18 protein-coding genes (1 of these 18 only partly in view) are annotated in these 13,986 nt (G+C 70.4%); 11 read left to right on the forward strand and 7 right to left on the reverse strand.

The window, feature by feature from the left end; genetic code table 11:
• Nucleotides 1-1,518 (reverse strand): aspartate--tRNA ligase (aspS, locus tag JJV70_RS09130; RefSeq protein ID WP_219047398.1); only part of this gene is annotated, 1,518 nt, incomplete at its 3' end.
• Between the two features lie 168 nt (nt 1,519-1,686).
• Here aspS and JJV70_RS09135 point away from each other — a divergent pair.
• Nucleotides 1,687-3,843 (forward strand): SpoIIE family protein phosphatase, encoded by a 2,157-nt coding sequence (locus tag JJV70_RS09135; protein WP_219047286.1) that lies wholly within the window; start codon nt 1,687-1,689, stop codon nt 3,841-3,843.
• Between the two features lie 44 nt (nt 3,844-3,887).
• Here the strand turns inward: JJV70_RS09135 and JJV70_RS09140 are convergent, their stop codons facing one another.
• Nucleotides 3,888-5,030, reverse strand: a complete 1,143-nt coding sequence (locus JJV70_RS09140) for a S9 family peptidase (protein WP_219047287.1) — start codon at nt 5,028-5,030, stop codon at nt 3,888-3,890.
• A gap of 90 nt (nt 5,031-5,120) precedes the next feature.
• Between JJV70_RS09140 and JJV70_RS09145 the strand changes: the two genes are divergently transcribed.
• Both JJV70_RS09145 and JJV70_RS09150 read left to right on the forward strand, forming a co-directional pair.
• On the forward strand, nt 5,121-5,777 hold the full coding sequence (locus JJV70_RS09145) for a GNAT family N-acetyltransferase (protein WP_308294753.1): 657 nt from the start codon (nt 5,121-5,123) through the stop codon (nt 5,775-5,777).
• Nucleotides 5,774-6,661 (forward strand): PaaX family transcriptional regulator C-terminal domain-containing protein, encoded by an 888-nt coding sequence (locus tag JJV70_RS09150; protein ID WP_308294754.1) that lies wholly within the window; start codon nt 5,774-5,776, stop codon nt 6,659-6,661. The genes JJV70_RS09145 and JJV70_RS09150 overlap by 4 nt, the downstream gene beginning before the upstream one ends.
• Nucleotides 6,662-6,735: 74 nt before the next feature.
• On the opposite strand, the gene JJV70_RS09155 is transcribed toward JJV70_RS09150, so the two are convergent.
• The 3 genes from JJV70_RS09155 to JJV70_RS09165 form a co-directional block, all read right to left on the reverse strand.
• Nucleotides 6,736-7,686: a pirin family protein gene (locus JJV70_RS09155; protein WP_219047288.1), complete on the reverse strand. Its 951-nt coding sequence runs from the start codon at nt 7,684-7,686 to the stop codon at nt 6,736-6,738.
• A gap of 238 nt (nt 7,687-7,924) precedes the next feature.
• Nucleotides 7,925-8,143 (reverse strand): DUF397 domain-containing protein, encoded by a 219-nt coding sequence (locus JJV70_RS09160; RefSeq protein WP_219047289.1) that lies wholly within the window; start codon nt 8,141-8,143, stop codon nt 7,925-7,927.
• On the reverse strand, nt 8,140-8,973 hold the full coding sequence (locus JJV70_RS09165; RefSeq protein ID WP_219047290.1) for a helix-turn-helix transcriptional regulator: 834 nt from the start codon (nt 8,971-8,973) through the stop codon (nt 8,140-8,142). The genes JJV70_RS09160 and JJV70_RS09165 overlap by 4 nt, the downstream gene beginning before the upstream one ends.
• A 168-nt stretch (nt 8,974-9,141) precedes the next feature.
• Here JJV70_RS09165 and JJV70_RS09170 point away from each other — a divergent pair, with 168 nt between their 5' ends.
• From JJV70_RS09170 to JJV70_RS09205, 8 genes are all read left to right on the forward strand, one after another.
• Complete coding sequence (locus JJV70_RS09170; protein ID WP_219047291.1) at nt 9,142-9,375, forward strand: hypothetical protein; 234 nt, start codon at nt 9,142-9,144, stop codon at nt 9,373-9,375.
• The gene (locus tag JJV70_RS09175; RefSeq protein ID WP_219047292.1) at nt 9,372-9,554 is read left to right on the forward strand and encodes a hypothetical protein; all 183 of its coding nucleotides are present in this window, start codon (nt 9,372-9,374) and stop codon (nt 9,552-9,554) included. The genes JJV70_RS09170 and JJV70_RS09175 overlap by 4 nt, the downstream gene beginning before the upstream one ends.
• Nucleotides 9,551-9,838 (forward strand): hypothetical protein, encoded by a 288-nt coding sequence (locus JJV70_RS09180; RefSeq protein WP_219047293.1) that lies wholly within the window; start codon nt 9,551-9,553, stop codon nt 9,836-9,838. The genes JJV70_RS09175 and JJV70_RS09180 overlap by 4 nt, the downstream gene beginning before the upstream one ends.
• Entirely contained in the window at nt 9,835-10,296 is a 462-nt protein-coding gene (locus JJV70_RS09185; protein WP_219047294.1) for a hypothetical protein, read from the forward strand. Before JJV70_RS09180 ends, JJV70_RS09185 begins: the two co-directional genes overlap by 4 nt.
• Before the next feature lie 151 nt (nt 10,297-10,447).
• Nucleotides 10,448-10,747, forward strand: coding sequence for a putative ATP-grasp-modified RiPP (gene tgmA / locus JJV70_RS09190; protein ID WP_257573664.1), 300 nt, complete (start codon nt 10,448-10,450; stop codon nt 10,745-10,747).
• A gap of 21 nt (nt 10,748-10,768) precedes the next feature.
• The gene (gene tgmB, locus JJV70_RS09195) at nt 10,769-11,731 is read left to right on the forward strand and encodes an ATP-grasp ribosomal peptide maturase (protein WP_219047295.1); all 963 of its coding nucleotides are present in this window, start codon (nt 10,769-10,771) and stop codon (nt 11,729-11,731) included.
• A complete protein-coding gene (locus tag JJV70_RS09200; RefSeq protein ID WP_219047296.1) occupies nt 11,728-12,882 on the forward strand; it encodes a methyltransferase domain-containing protein in 1,155 nt (384 codons plus the stop codon). Before tgmB ends, JJV70_RS09200 begins: the two co-directional genes overlap by 4 nt.
• A gap of 182 nt (nt 12,883-13,064) precedes the next feature.
• Entirely contained in the window at nt 13,065-13,502 is a 438-nt protein-coding gene (locus tag JJV70_RS09205; protein ID WP_308294755.1) for a hypothetical protein, read from the forward strand.
• A gap of 249 nt (nt 13,503-13,751) precedes the next feature.
• On the opposite strand, the gene JJV70_RS22600 is transcribed toward JJV70_RS09205, so the two are convergent.
• Both JJV70_RS22600 and JJV70_RS09210 read right to left on the reverse strand, forming a co-directional pair.
• Nucleotides 13,752-13,952 (reverse strand): His/Gly/Thr/Pro-type tRNA ligase C-terminal domain-containing protein, encoded by a 201-nt coding sequence (locus tag JJV70_RS22600; RefSeq protein ID WP_308294756.1) that lies wholly within the window; start codon nt 13,950-13,952, stop codon nt 13,752-13,754.
• A protein-coding gene (locus JJV70_RS09210) for a HisS family protein (protein ID WP_257573665.1) crosses the window boundary here: on the reverse strand, nt 13,907-13,986 show its 3' portion. Its footprint extends 958 nt past the window's final position; the window shows 80 of its 1,038 coding nt (coding positions 959-1,038); its start codon lies off the right edge, out of view; it ends in the stop codon at nt 13,907-13,909. The genes JJV70_RS22600 and JJV70_RS09210 overlap by 46 nt, the downstream gene beginning before the upstream one ends.

Here is a 13,986-nt window from a genome sequence, read left to right on the forward strand (position 1 = left end):
CTCGCGCGAGTAGCCCGCGATCTCGAACGCCTCGTACATGATCTCCGGCTCGTGGTTCCGGATGGCGCCGGAGGACAGCTCGGTGCCGTTGCAGACGATGTCGTACTGCCAGGCGAGGACGTCCAGCGGGTCCTGGGTGCGCAGCGCCTCCAGGCCGCCCTGCGGCATGGAGAACGGGTTGTGGGAGAACTCGATCGTGCCGGTCTCCTCGTCCTTCTCGTACATCGGGAAGTCAACGATCCAGCAGAACCGGAAGACGCCCTCGTCGAAGTGGCCGGTGCGCCGCGCGGCCTCGACCCGCACCGCGCCCATGATCTTGGATACCTCGTCGTACGCCCCGGCGCCGAAGAAGACCGCCGTGCCGGGCTTGGCGTCCAGCGCGGTGATCAGCGCGGCGGTGTTCTCCTCGGTGAGGAACTTGGCGATCGGCCCGGTGAGCTGGTGGTCGTCGCCGACGCGGACCCAGGCCAGGCCCTTGGCGCCCTGCTCGACGGCGTACTCACCCATCTGGTCGAAGAACTTGCGCGGCTGGTCGGCGGTGTCCGGCACCGCGAGCGCGCGCACGTGCTGGCCCGCGAACGCCTTGAACCCGGAGTCCGCGAACACGTGGGTGACGTCCACCAGCTCCAGGCGGGCGCGCAGGTCCGGCTTGTCGGAGCCGTACGTGGCCATGGCCTCGCGGAACGGGATGCGCGGGAACGGCGAGGTGACGTGCCGGCCGCCGCCGAACTCCTCGAACAGCTCGGTCATCACCTGCTCGATGACGGTGAAGACGTCCTCCTGCTCGACGAAGCTCATCTCCATGTCGAGCTGGTAGAACTCGCCCGGTGAGCGGTCGGCGCGGGCGTCCTCGTCGCGGAAGCAGGGCGCGATCTGGAAGTACTTGTCGAAGCCCGCGATCATCAGCAGCTGCTTGAACTGCTGCGGCGCCTGCGGCAGCGCGTAGAACTTGCCCGCGTGCAGGCGGGAGGGGACGAGGAAGTCGCGGGCACCCTCGGGCGAGGTCGCGGACAGGATGGGCGTGGCCATCTCGTTGAAGCCCAGCGCCGTCATCTTCTGCCGGATCGCGGAGATCACGGCGGTGCGCAGCATGATGTTGCGGTGCATGCGCTCGCGCCGCAGGTCCAGGAAGCGGTACTCCAGGCGGCGCTCCTCGCCCACGCCGTCGTCGGCGTTGATGGTGAAGGGGATCTGCTCGGCGGCCCCGAGCACCTCCACCTCCCCGACCTCGATCTCGATCTCGCCGGTGGGCAGCTCGGGGTTGACGTTCTCGGCGCCCCGGCCCGCGACCGTGCCGTCCACCCGGACGACGGTCTCCTTGGTCAGCCGGCCAAGCGCCTCGTTGGCGGCGGTGCCGGGGCGGGCGACGAGCTGCACCACGCCGTGGTGGTCCCGCAGGTCGATGAAGAGGATGCCGCCCAGGTCACGACGATTGTGCAGCCAGCCGCTCAGCCGGACGTCCGTGCCGACGTCCCGGGCTCGGAGCTCGCCGCAGTGGTGGGACCGGTACCGATGCATCATTCATGTCCAAAATCGTCGTCGGGCGCGGGGCCGAAGATCGTCGGGCGCGGGGTCTGAGGTGCGGATCGCGGGGCTGTCGTGGCAGGCCCTCCGGCGCCCCTCAGGGTACCCGGCCGCGTCCAGCTGACCGGGCGCGAGCCCACCAAGGTCCATAAAGTGGGGCACATGCGCACCGACCACGGGGCCTCCCCGCCGAAGGTGGCGGAGGTGCTGGACGCCACCGGGACCGGGGTGTGGCGCTGGGACCACACCGCCGGCTCGGTGACGATGGACGCGCGAGCCGCCCGGCTGATGGGGCTGCCCGAAGAGCCGGTGACCGTCTCCACGTCCGTCATCCGGGCGAAGCTGCACCCGGTGGACTTCGTGGAGCTGGACGGCATCATCACCCTCGCGGCGGCCGAGGGCGGCATCGCCGAGGGGCGGCTGCGCGTGGTGGGCGAGGACGGCGGCGTCCGCTGGCGGGTGCGGGCCCGGCTGCGGCACCGGAACGCGAACGCGCGCCCCGGCGGGGTGCGCAGGCCAGGCGTGAGCACGGGATCGGTGCTGGTGGGCACGCTGGTGGAGGCGCCCGAGGAGGGGCCGGTGCCCTCAGCCGTCACGGGGGACTGGCGGCGCTCGCGGGAGGCGTTCTTGCTGGACGCGGGCCGGGCGCTGGCCGAGGCCCGCTCAACGGCCGAGGTGCTGCGGGTGGCGTCCACCTTGTCCATGCCCGGGTTCTCGCCGGACGGGCTGGCGGTCTTCGGCGTCAAAGGAGACCACCTGTCGGTGATCGGCCACCACGGGCACGGCGAGGCCGACGAGACGCCGTTTCTGGACATGCCGCTGACGACGCCGTATCCGGCGGCCGACGTCATCCGGCACGGCCGCGCCGTCTACCTGAGCAGCCCGCAGGAGTACCAGCGCCGCTTCCCGGCGACCTGGCCGCTGGCGGAACGTTTCCACCGCCAGTCCTGGGCGTTCCTGCCGCTGGTGGCGGGCGGCCGCACGATCGGCGCGTGGATGGCCGCGTTCTCCTCCCCGGTGTCGTTCACCCCGGACGAGCGCTCGGTGCTGACGACGGTCGCGCGCATGCTGGCGCAGGCGCTGTCCCGGGCGTACGTGCACGAGTCGGAGCGCGAGCTGTCGGCCGGGTTGCAGCGCACCATGCGGCCCGTCCGCAAGCCGGACATCAAGGGCATGACGGTGGCCGCCCGCTACGTGCCCACCGGCGGCGGCCTGGACGTGGGCGGCGACTGGTACGACGTCATCCCCCTGCACGCGGGCCGCACCGCGATGGTCATCGGCGACGTGCAGGGCCACGACGTGCGCGCCGCCGGGCTCATGGCGCAGCTGCGGGTGGCGCTGCGCGCGTACGCCTCCGAGGGGCACAGCCCGGAGGCGGTACTCGCGCGCGCCTCCCGCTTCCTGGCCGGGATGGTGGGCGGCACGCACGAGGACGCCCTGGAGTACGAGGAGGCCGAGGACCGGTTCGCCACCTGCCTGTACATCGAGGCCGACCCCGCACAGGGCACGCTGGACATCGTGCGCGCCGGACACCCCAACCCGGCGATCCGTCTCCCCGACGGCACGCTGATGGTGCGCCCCACGGCGGGCGGGCTGCCGCTCGGCGTCGATCCGGAGGCCGACTACCCCACCACCCGGCTCGTCCTCGGCCCCGGCGAGACGCTGCTGATGTGTACCGACGGCCTGATCGAGACCGGGGGCCACGACGTGGACACCGGGTGGTCGCGCATCCGCAGTGTCTTCGCCGCTCACCCGGACGCGGACCTGGAGGAGCTGGCCGACGCCCTGGTGCAGGCCGTACACGGTCCCGCGTCCCACCACTGGACCGGCCCGCTGGCCGACCGCCGCGAGGACGACATCGCCCTGCTGCTGCTCAGCCGCGACATCGAGCTGGCCCGGCCGCGCGGCGCCAGCCGCCGCGCGGTGCTCAGCGTCGCCCAGGCCGACGCCTCCCGCGTCGCCGACGCCCGTGGCCAGCTGCGCGACCTGCTCTACGACTGGACCGTGCCCGACCAGGTGGACGGCGCGGTGCTGATGCTGTCGGAGATGCTGACGAACGTGCTGGTCCACACCGACGGCGACGCGCTGATGGTCGCCGAGATCACCGGCCACCACGGCAGGCGGCGGCTGCGCGTGGAAGTCGCCGACGGCAGCGACGAACTCCCGCACCGCCGCAACCCCGGGGAGCTGGCCTCCTCGGGGCGCGGCCTGGTGCTCATGGACCTGCTCGCCGGAAGCTGGGGCGTGGACCCGCGCGGCGAGGGTAAGGCCATCTGGTTCGAGCTGAACGAGCACGCGGCTCCCCTGGACTGGGGCTGAGCCACCGGTACGCGCGGCTGAGCCGCGCTCGTACGCGGCACCCGCTACCGGGCTGGGGCTGCTGCGGCGTCTGCGGCGGCTGTGTCTGCTGTGGCGTTGGCGGCTGCTGCGGCGGCTGTGGCTGCTGCGGTGCCGGGGTGCTGCTGGCGGACGAAGCGGGCCTGGTCCGGGAGGAAGCCGTCGGCGAACAGCTTCCGGGGCGCCAGGAGCCCGGTGAGGGTCAGGCGCCACTGCGCGTCGGCGGTGTCCTGGTCGAGCAGGGCGTGGGTGGCGTCGGGGTAGTGCGTCACGGTCAGGGTGTCGGCGGGCAGGACGCGGCGGTAGACGGTCTCGGTGTCCTCGACGTCCACGTGCAGGTCGTGCCCGGCCAGGACCAGCAGGACGGGCGTACCGCGCAGAGCGCGCAGGTCGGCGGTCGCGTCCGCCGTGTAGTTCCGGCGGACGAACGCCCAGCGCGCCGGTGTCATGTCACCCGCGTCACCGAGCGCCGCGCGGTAGTCGGCGAAGGAGGCCCCCCGCTCCAGCAGGTCCAGCGTGGTGTGCCGCCTGCGCAGTGCCGCTTCCCGCTCCTCCGCGCTGGCGCCGTCCTCCCGCAGCTCGGCCAGCAGGTGGTAGCGGCCCTGCTGGAGCCAGTTGACGGCCGGGGAGACGGCGATGACGAACCGCAGGCCGGGATCTTGCGCGGCCACCTTGGGCAGGACCCACCCGGCCTGGCTCGCCCCCCACAGCCCGACCCGGCGGCCGTCGATCTCCGGGCGCTCCCGCCCCCAGGCCACCGCGGCCAGGGTCTCGCGCGCCCGGTCCGCCATGCTCTGCTCCAGCCAGTCGCCCTCGGAACCGCCGACGCCGGGTTTGCTGAACGACAGCGAGGCGTAGCCAGCGCGGGCGAAGGACTCCCACAGCGGGCGGTAGAACGACGCGTGGGTGGCGTCCACCGGTCCGTCGCCGTGCACGAAGACGACCAGGCCGAACGGGCCGTCACCCGACTCGGGCGTGGCCAGCACCCCCTCCAGCCGCTTGCCGTCGTGGTGCAGGGTCACCGTCTCCTCGCGCAGCGCGTAGCTGTGCTGCCACGCCACCACCCCGGCGAGCGAGCCGGAGAGCAGCACCACCGTCACCAGCGGCCACACCACCCACACCACCCACCGCCGTCCGCGCCGCCCCGTCGTCCGCCACCGCACGTCCATGCCTTGTCCTATCATCTACTCAACGATCGTTTTGATGATGAACGTATTACACTCGATCGGGCAAGGCAGCCAGCGAATTCGGGGAGCGGTGTGGAAACGGCAGACGGCGAGGCGTCCGTGGCGGCCAGCGGCGGACCGGTGGTGCGCGCAGGCGTACCCGAGGGCTGCGAGGCTCAGGTGGCGGCCCTGTACTGGGAGGCGTTCGGCCGCAAGCTCGCCCCCGCGCTCGGTCCTCCCGACGTGGGCCGCGCGTTCCTCGCGACCCACCTCCAGCACGACCGGGGCGTCACCGCGCACGCCGGTGGCGCGGTGGTGGGCGTGGCCGGATACCAGCTCGGCGGTCGCGGGCTGACCGGCGGCGGCGCGGCGGACGTACTGGCGGCCTACGGCCTGCTGCGCGGCCTGCCCCGGCTGGCTCTCCTCGCCCTGCTGGAACGCGCCCCTCAGGCCGGCGAACTCGTCATGGACGGCATCGCGGTGGACGCCGCCCACCGGGGCACGGGGATCGGCAGCCTGCTGCTGCGGGAGATCGCCGCCGTCGCGGCGGACCACGGCTGCGAGCGCGTCCGGCTCGACGTCATCGACGTCAACCCCCGCGCCCGCGCCCTCTACGAGCGGCACGGCTACACCGCCGTCCACACTGAGCGCACCCCGTACCTGCGCCGCCTGCTGGGTTTTGGCGCCGTGACGACCATGCACCGCCCGGTCACCAGCGCGGACACCCGCCAGCCGGGAGGCACCCGGTGAGCGCCGACGACGCCGCCCCGGCCACCACGCGGTCCGGCACCAGCGAGATCCCCACCCGGCTGCTGGTGCACGCCCTCGTCCGCGAAGACGGCACCGTGGACGCCGGTCAGCTCTACACCGTTGCCGGTGTGCTGGGCATGACCGACCAGCAAGTGCGGCTGTGCGTCAAACGGCTCGTCGCCGAAGGCCGGTTCACCCAGGAAGGCCGGGGCCGCAAAGCCACCCTGCGCGCCCTCGCCGACGTCACCGGCTCTCTCGCCCCCGACGCCGCCTACGTCCGCCACGCCTACCGGCAGGACGCGGGCCTCGCCCCCTGGGACGGCAGCTGGCACCTGTTCGCCTTCGCCGTCCCCGAGTCCCGGCGCACCGCCCGCGACACCCTGCGCGACCATCTCCGCCACCTCGGCGCCGCCCCCGTCCACGGCGGCCTGTACGCCACCGCGAACCCCGTCGCCGACCTCGTCCGCGCCTACGCCCGGCACCTCGGCGTAGAGGAGACGCTTACCTGCCTGACCACCACCGACCTGCGCGTCGGCAGCACCACCGCGCCCCGGGAACTGGCCGCGTCCCTGTGGCCGCTGGACGCCATCGCCGCCCGGCACGAACAGCTCGCCGCCCGCGCCGAAGCCCTCCTCGCGCGCCTTGACCAGGAACCGGGCCTCCCCAACGTCCACCGGCTGACGGCGGCCATCGCACTCGCCGCCGAGTTCACCACGGCGATGGAACCCGACCCCCTCCTGCCGCCCGAACTCCTTCCCCAGCCCTGGCCCGGCGCCCGCGCCCGACGCCTCGCGGCCGACTGCTTCGCCCGCCTCCGGGAACCCGGGGCAGCCGACCACACCCCCCGCCTGTTCGCTCTGTACGCCGACGCCCTGGCCCCCTGACTGGCGGCCCGCCCACGGCCGCGCCGCCGCGACCGCACGGCCGTGGGCGGGCCAGCACCGCTCACCCCGGGCGGCTACACCCGCCGCACCGGCACGCGGCCCAGGCGTCCGGCCTGGAAGTCCTCGAACGCCCGCACCAGCTCGGCGTGCGTGCTCATGACGAACGGCCCGTAGTGCGCCATCGGCTCCCGGATCGGGCGCCCGCCCAGCAACACGACCTCCAGCGCCGGGACGTGCCCGTCCTGCGCGGCGTCGGCCCGCAGGGTGACGCCGTCCCCCGGGCCGTAGACAGCGGTCTGCCCTCCGTGGACCGGCCGCCGCTCGGTGCCCACGCTCCCGCGTCCGGCCAGCACGTAGGCGAGCGCGTTCCAGTCCGGGCGCCACGGCAGCGTGAGCTGCGCGCCGGGGCTCACGGTGGCGTGCACCATCGTGATCGGTGTGTGCGTGATCCCCGGCCCCTGGTGCCCGTCCAGCTCCCCGGCGATGACGCGCAGCAGGGCGCCGCCGTCCGGCGTGGTGAGCAGCTTGACCTCACCCCCGCGAATGTCCTGGTAGCGCGGGTCGGTCATCTTGTCCCGGGCCGGGAGGTTCACCCACAGCTGGAGGCCGTGGAAGAGGCCACCGCGCTGCACCAGCTCCTGAGGCGGCTCCTCGATGTGCAGCAGCCCGGACCCGGCCGTCATCCACTGGGTGTCCCCGTCGCGGATCGTGCCGCCGCCGCCCTCGGAGTCCTGGTGCACGAACGTTCCGTCGATCATGTAGGTGACGGTCTCGAAGCCCCGGTGCGGATGCCAGGGCGTTCCCTTGGGCTCACCGGGCGCGTAGTCCACCTCACCCATCTGGTCCATCATGATGAACGGGTCGAGGTAGCGGTAGTTGATCCCCGCGAACGCGCGGCGCACGGGGAAGCCCTCACCCTCGAAGCCACTCGGCGCGGTGGTCACGGCCAGCACGCTGCGCGGCTCCCCTCCGGGAACGGCGACGCGCGGCAGGGTGAGCGGGTTCTCCACGGTGATGGCAGGCATGGCGTGCCTCCTTCGGGCTGATCCCAATCTAGTTTAATATTGAACATCAGCCAAGGGGTACACATTCCCGTGTCGCCCACCCGCCCGCCGAAACACGGCGCGGGTCCCTCACCCGGCCACCGCGTCCGGTCCCCTCGGGCGAGGAAGCCCGCCCCACCCCACGCACCGAGGCCCCGGACGTCTCCGCAACGGAGTACGCCGGGGCCTCACAAGTGTGATGCGCCTGCCGGGACCAGCCTCAGCCAGCCAGGTCCCCGCGCCGGAGTGCGGACACGAAGCCTTCCCACTCCTGGGTGCCGAAGCCCAGCACCGGCCCCGCCGGAGCCTTGCTGTCCCGCACCGGAACCAGCCCCGACCGCACGAAACTACGGGAGAACTCCACGCACTGGCCGCCATCGCCCTGGCTGTAGGAGGACTTGGCCCACACGGCCTCGGTGTAGTTCAGCTCACTGCTCATCTTTGAAGCTCCTTCGAGAGGGATTCGATGAACCGACGCGACGCGTCCAGGGACAGTGCGTTGGCCCGGAGGCGATCATAGTTATCGACGCCCCAGGTGACCGTCCGCTCGTCATCGAGCAACCTGCCTCCGCCCGGACCGTCCGAGTAGAGGGCGGCCTTCCTGTCTTGGAACATGAGCAGCGTGTAGGGCATCACGTGCTCGGCTGCCACACCGGCAGAGAACGGCAGCACTTGCAGATCGATCTGCGGCGAAGCGGCAGCCGTCAGCAAGTGCTGGAGCTGGTCGGCCATCACAGCGGCCCCGCCCACCTCGGTCCGCAGGCATCCTTCGTGCAGGATGACCCACAGCTCGGGAGGAGTATCGCGCTCGAAGATGGCGCGACGCTGAAGCCGGGTTGACACTTGGTTCTCGATCCACGCCGCGTCCTCGCGGGGGTGCGCGGCGCGGTACACCGCGCGGGCGTAGTCCTCGGTCTGGAGGGCACCCATGACCAGGCTGGCGGAGTAGTCCAGTATCCGTGACGCTCGGCGCTCCAGGTTGAGGTAGGGCACGAACCACGACGGATACCCCTCCTCCATCCGCTTCAGCATCCCGACGAACAGGCCGTTCGTCCCGAACGCTCGGTCGCAGCCCTCGGCGAACTTCTCGCTCGGCATGAGCTGCCCGGTCTCGACCTGGCTGATGTAGGACTCCGAGTAGCCGGTGGCCCGGCTCAGTTGCTTCTGTGTGAGCTTGCGGCCCAGCCGCACCCGTCTCACATCCGCGCCGAACTGCGCGAGGGGGTCGAGTGGCTGACTGAAGTCTTCCGGGAGGGTGGTCTCTTCCACGGCTGTGACCTCTTTCGATGCGATCACCTGTCGGTTCTGAACTCCAGGGAGAGTTCAGAACCGGCGCTGAACTGCCTCCATTGTATGGGTTTTCTCGTTGTCTTGGTGACGATTGGAGCACAACGCGTAGCCAGTCGTAGTCGCCAAGTACAGCTCAGGAGAACGATCATGACGAGGCATCAGCAGCAAGAGGTGACGGAGGCCGATGCTCTGCGCAGTGCTTTGCAGGCCCTCCTCGCAGAGAAGGGGATCACCCTGCCGTCCCTCCGCGTGGACGCTGCCTCGTGCGCGGCACGTTCGCCCCGCCCCCTGATCGAACTGGGACGGGTGAACCTCTCCACGGCTCGCGCTCTCGTGGAGGTCCTGCGGGCCAGCACCCTCCAGCCGGAGACCGGCCGGTGAACTCCGCCGAGCCCCCGGAGTCCGAGTCGGAGTCAGAGCCGCCGAAGCCGATCGAGCGGCCGGTGTGCGAGCAGTGTGGGCGTCCCCTCATCCCGGTCGGCCACGACGAGCTGAGCAGGCGGGCGAGGGAGCTGGAGAAGGCGATCACGACACATCTGGAAGGGCTGAAGCGCAAGTGATCCGCGAGAGTTACCGGTTCCGGCGTTTCCGCGTGCAGGCGGACGAGGAGCCCGACGCCGACCCGCGCACGTACACCGCACGGTGTGCCGTCTGCGGGCTGACCGGCCCCACGGTCGAAGCAGTGAAGGAAGAGTCTCCCGAGGCCCGGGCCATGTCGGCCGAAGCGGCCCGGCGCGCGGCGGCGGAGTGGATTCCCCGGCACCGCGACCACCACCGGGAGCACTTCTCCTACCACCTTCTGGAGAGCACCCCCTATCGCGTGGTCCCCGGAGAGTGGCTATGAGGAACGCCGTTGCCGGTTTCTGGTGTGAGGCCGTGGCCCGATGCCCCGCCACCGGGGACCGCCCCGGCGGCTGCGACGCCTGGTTCCTCGGCGGCTATCGGGCAAGCTCACCCCGGCTCGCTGTCCGCTGGCTGCGCGGTCAGGCTCTGCGCCTGGCCCGCGCTCTCGACCCGCGTCCCGGAACGGGACCGCTGCCCGCTGCCTGCCTCCACCGGACCGGGCCGAACAGCCCCAACCCCGGTCACATCCTCCGCACCTGGGCACAGGACCTCCGATGCCAGGAGACACACCTGCTGTTGTTGGCGGCAGCCCGCCCGATCAACATCACCGCCGGTGGGCCGGACAGCATCTACGGCCTCCGCGACACCGACGTGTACTACTCGCTCACCGCCCGCCCCCTCCCCGTGGAAGCTTCCACCAGCCGCAAAATCCCCAGCCCCCGAAGCGCGCCCCCCTGATACTCCGCCCCTGCCGGGAAGACCGGTTCTCTTCCTCCCCCGAGAGCAAGCCCCCGCAGGGGACGGGCCAACGCTCCACCCTGTCCCAAGAAGAATCACACGGCGACAGGAGTGGAGAGCGAAAAAACGAGCCAGCAGAAAGGAACACCTTATGGAAGCCAACGGAACGATCTATCCTCCGCTGTTCCCGTACCCCTCCAACACCGGGACCGGCTCGGAGGCTGAGCCCGTGGTGCCGTTCGGGATCACCAAGGCGGTCCCGATCGAACGCCCGCAGATCGACAGCGTGGTGTGGAACATGCGGCTCTGCCCAGAGCGGCAGGTTTCCCTCACCGAGGAGGGCGAACCGTTCGCACACGCACCCTCCATGGGGTCCACCTTCGCCACGGTCAGTGAAACGGTGGAAGACATGCAGGTATTCACCGACAACGAAGGCACGGACAACGACTGAAGGAAAGCAGGGTAGCGCTCAATGACCGTCCTGGTTCTCACCCGTCGCACTGTCGATGGGGTGGCGGATATGGTGATTACCGCGCTCAACGAGCGAGGTACACCGGTGGTTCGCTTGGACCCCGGAGATTTCCCGCAGGAGCTCACGATCTCGGCCCGCCTTGACCCCGGCCAGGATGCGTGGCGTGGGGTGTGGCGTGGCACATACCGGGACCTGGATTTGAGCACCGTCCGGGCCGTCTACTACCGGCGGCCCGGACGATTCCGCCTGGACTCCCGCATGACCGCCGACGGGGCGAGGTGGGCGGATGGTGAGGCCCGGGCCGGTTTCGGAGGAGTTCTCTCCTCGCTGCGCTGCACCTGGGTAAACCACCCGTGGCGGAACGCTCTTGCCGGTTTCGCCCCGCACGCGCTTGCCGAAGCGGCCAGGTGCGGACTGCTCGTTCCTTCGACCCTCATCACGTCCGACCCGGCGGAAGCCCGCGCCTTCGTTGCCAGCCTGCCTGGCCGGATCGCCGCCTACAAGGCAGTGGGGGCGGCGTCCGCCGGAGTCCACGAGGGGCGCCGGGTCGCCCTGTGGACAGCGCGGGTACGCCCTGAGGAAATCACGGATACGGTACGCCTGACGGCGCACCAGTTCCAAGCCTGGATCGACAAGAAGTACGAAGTACGGCTGACGGCAGTCGATGACCACCTGTTCGCGGCAGAGATTCACGCCGGTTCAGCGCTCTCTCGCATCGACTTTCGACGCGACTACGACTCGCTGACGTACCGAACGTGCGACGTTCCCGAGGCGACGGCCGCAGGGGTGCGCGCGCTCATGCGCTCCTTCGGACTCCGCTACCTGGCCTTGGACTTCCTCGTTACCCATGACAGTTGCTGGCATCTGATCGACATCAACCCCAGCGGGCAATACGGCTTCATCCCGGAGCTTCGTCAACCGATCACCCAGGCGATCGCCGATGTACTGGAAGGAAAGCCATGAGTAACCCCCTCGAAGCTGCACGCAAGCGCATGACCCGTGCCATGACAGGAGAAGGGGCGCTGCGGTCCGCCCACTGGATCGACGCGTTTCTTTCCGTACCCCGAGAAACTTTCGTGCCTCGCTTCACCATCGGATACGGGATCGAAGCGCGGGTCTACGAAGAGGGAGAGGCGGATTACCCGGAAGCCACCTACACAGACACCTCTCTCATCACCCGGTGGGACAGCGGAGGTTCACCGATCAGTTCCTCCAGCGCTCCCTCACTCATGGCGCGCATGCTGGAAGCTTTCGACTCCAACGCAGGGCCGGTTCTCGAAATCGGCACCGGCACCGGCTATAACTGCGCACTGCTGTGCCACCACTTCGGGGCCGATCACGTCGTGAGCGTGGACGTGGACCCCGACCTGACCGCGAACGCCCGGGAGAAACTAGCAACCCTCGGGTATGCGCCCACTCTCCTCACCGGCGACGGAACCTCCGGACACCCGGACCGCGCTCCCTACGGTGGAATTCTGGCTACGTGTGGAGTTGACCGTATTCCACCCGAGTGGATTCGGCAGGTCCGCCCGGGCGGGGTCATCGTCACCAACATCGGCAGCGGAGTAGCCAAGCTGACCGTAGACGAAGCGCAGAGCGCGTCCGGGAGGTTTCTCCCCGAGGCCGCGAAGTTCATGCGTGCCCGCCCCACCCCGGAGCGTGTCACGGAGAAGGCATCGAAGTACACCAAGCTGATCGCCCGGGGAACCGGAAAGCGAGTGATCGAGCGACTTCCGGACCATCACGACGGCCCAGTGGGGGTCCTCCGCGAACTGGTTCACGGCCACGTGCTGGAGATTTCCCTACGTCAGCCCGAGGTGGTCACCATGTCCCTCGTTCCCGCGGACGGGCCGGTGATGTACGGGCTGATGCACCCGCCGTCCGGTTCGTGGGCACGCGTCTCCCCGGTGGCGGAGCACACTGCGGAAGTCGTGTCCGGCGGCGCTCTTGACCTGTGGACCGAGCGGATTTCTCTCCTCAGTGGCTGGCTGAAATCCGGTAGGCCGACGCCGGGGGACTACCACCTCACGGTCGATTCACGTGGACAACACGTCCTGCGGAGAGAAAAGCCAGCCCCGAGCATCTGGCGATTCCATGAAACGAGCGATAGCTGACCACTCCGGCGCTCCGTTCGCGAGCACGGAAAACACCAGCGGGCGGAACCTCTCTCGTCTTATAAAACTACTAATACCGCGCCAGGAAAGGCGTGCTAATCTGCGAAGAACAACCGAACAAAGAACCCCGGCGGGTGCGGGAACACCCCCGGGGTCATGGCCAACAGAGAGGTCCTGTTGACGTGCGCCACCCTATCGCGCGCGCCTTCGTGGCGTGCATCTGTGCTCTCCTCTCCCTCCTCCTGCCCGCCCACGGGCGGCACCGCCGGAGCGAGGGGAACCCGCCCACCCCCGTGCGCGCCCCGCACGCGGAGCCGACACCAGCCCCCGTCGCCCCCGGGCTCCCGGTTCAGCCACGGCATGTCGAGGAACCGCCCCGGGGCTCGGTCCCGCACTCCGTCGCCTTCTCCTCCGCCGCTGCCGATGACGAGGTCCGTGTGGACGAGGGCGACCCCGTCCGCTGGTACGTCGTCCTCGCCCAGTCCGCCGCGTGGCTGGAGCAGGTGAAGGCCGAACGCCGCCTGCAACGACAGCGCCGCGTCACCCTCCTCCTCGCCCTGGACGGCATCGACACCGGCCCGGACGTCATCCACGGCGTACGCGTCCCGATGGCGTCATAGAAGCTGCGCAGCGGACACATTGCGTTGTGACAGCGGGCTGGGACAGCTCAGCCCCAGCCCCCGGAGGGCATACCGCCATCGTTTCGCCTGCCGGACAAGCGCTGGAGTTTCTGAGGCGGTTGTGCAAGGAGGGAGAGCGGCCGTAGCGAGTCGGTGCCCTTCGAGGAGGACGCGCAGGGGCACCGGCGTGGAGGCTCCTCGGCACCCGGGCAGATGGGGGCCGTTCTGGCAGTGGGGCCGTCCTGACTGTCAGCCGAGGGCTTCGCGTGCGTGCCGGGCCGCTTCCGCCAGCGGCACCCGCACCTGCTCCCCGCTGTGCATGTCGCGGACGGTCACTTCCCCGGCGGCCTGCTCCTCCGCGCCGTACAGGACCGCCAGCCGTGCCTGCTGCTCGTTGGCCCACTTCAACTGCTTGGCAAGCTTGCCCGACGACCCCAGATACGTGCCCACCCGCAGCCCAGCGGCACGCAGTTCAGCCGCCAGG

This window comes from Streptomyces sp. JJ66, from assembly GCF_019303495.1.
Classification (GTDB): Bacteria; Actinomycetota; Actinomycetes; order Streptomycetales; family Streptomycetaceae; genus Streptomyces.

Coding starts and splice junctions, on each gene's coding strand:
- JJV70_RS09135 (WP_219047286.1), top strand. CDS start 1,687: ATGCGCACCGACCACGGGGCCTCCCCGCCGAAGGTGGCGGAGGTGCTG.
- JJV70_RS09140 (WP_219047287.1), bottom strand. CDS start 5,030: ATGGACGTGCGGTGGCGGACGACGGGGCGGCGCGGACGGCGGTGGGTG.
- JJV70_RS09155 (WP_219047288.1), bottom strand. CDS start 7,686: ATGCCTGCCATCACCGTGGAGAACCCGCTCACCCTGCCGCGCGTCGCC.
- JJV70_RS09160 (WP_219047289.1), bottom strand. CDS start 8,143: ATGAGCAGTGAGCTGAACTACACCGAGGCCGTGTGGGCCAAGTCCTCC.
- JJV70_RS09170 (WP_219047291.1), top strand. CDS start 9,142: ATGACGAGGCATCAGCAGCAAGAGGTGACGGAGGCCGATGCTCTGCGC.
- JJV70_RS09185 (WP_219047294.1), top strand. CDS start 9,835: ATGAGGAACGCCGTTGCCGGTTTCTGGTGTGAGGCCGTGGCCCGATGC.
- tgmA (WP_257573664.1), top strand. CDS start 10,448: ATGGAAGCCAACGGAACGATCTATCCTCCGCTGTTCCCGTACCCCTCC.
- tgmB (WP_219047295.1), top strand. CDS start 10,769: ATGACCGTCCTGGTTCTCACCCGTCGCACTGTCGATGGGGTGGCGGAT.
- JJV70_RS09200 (WP_219047296.1), top strand. CDS start 11,728: ATGAGTAACCCCCTCGAAGCTGCACGCAAGCGCATGACCCGTGCCATG.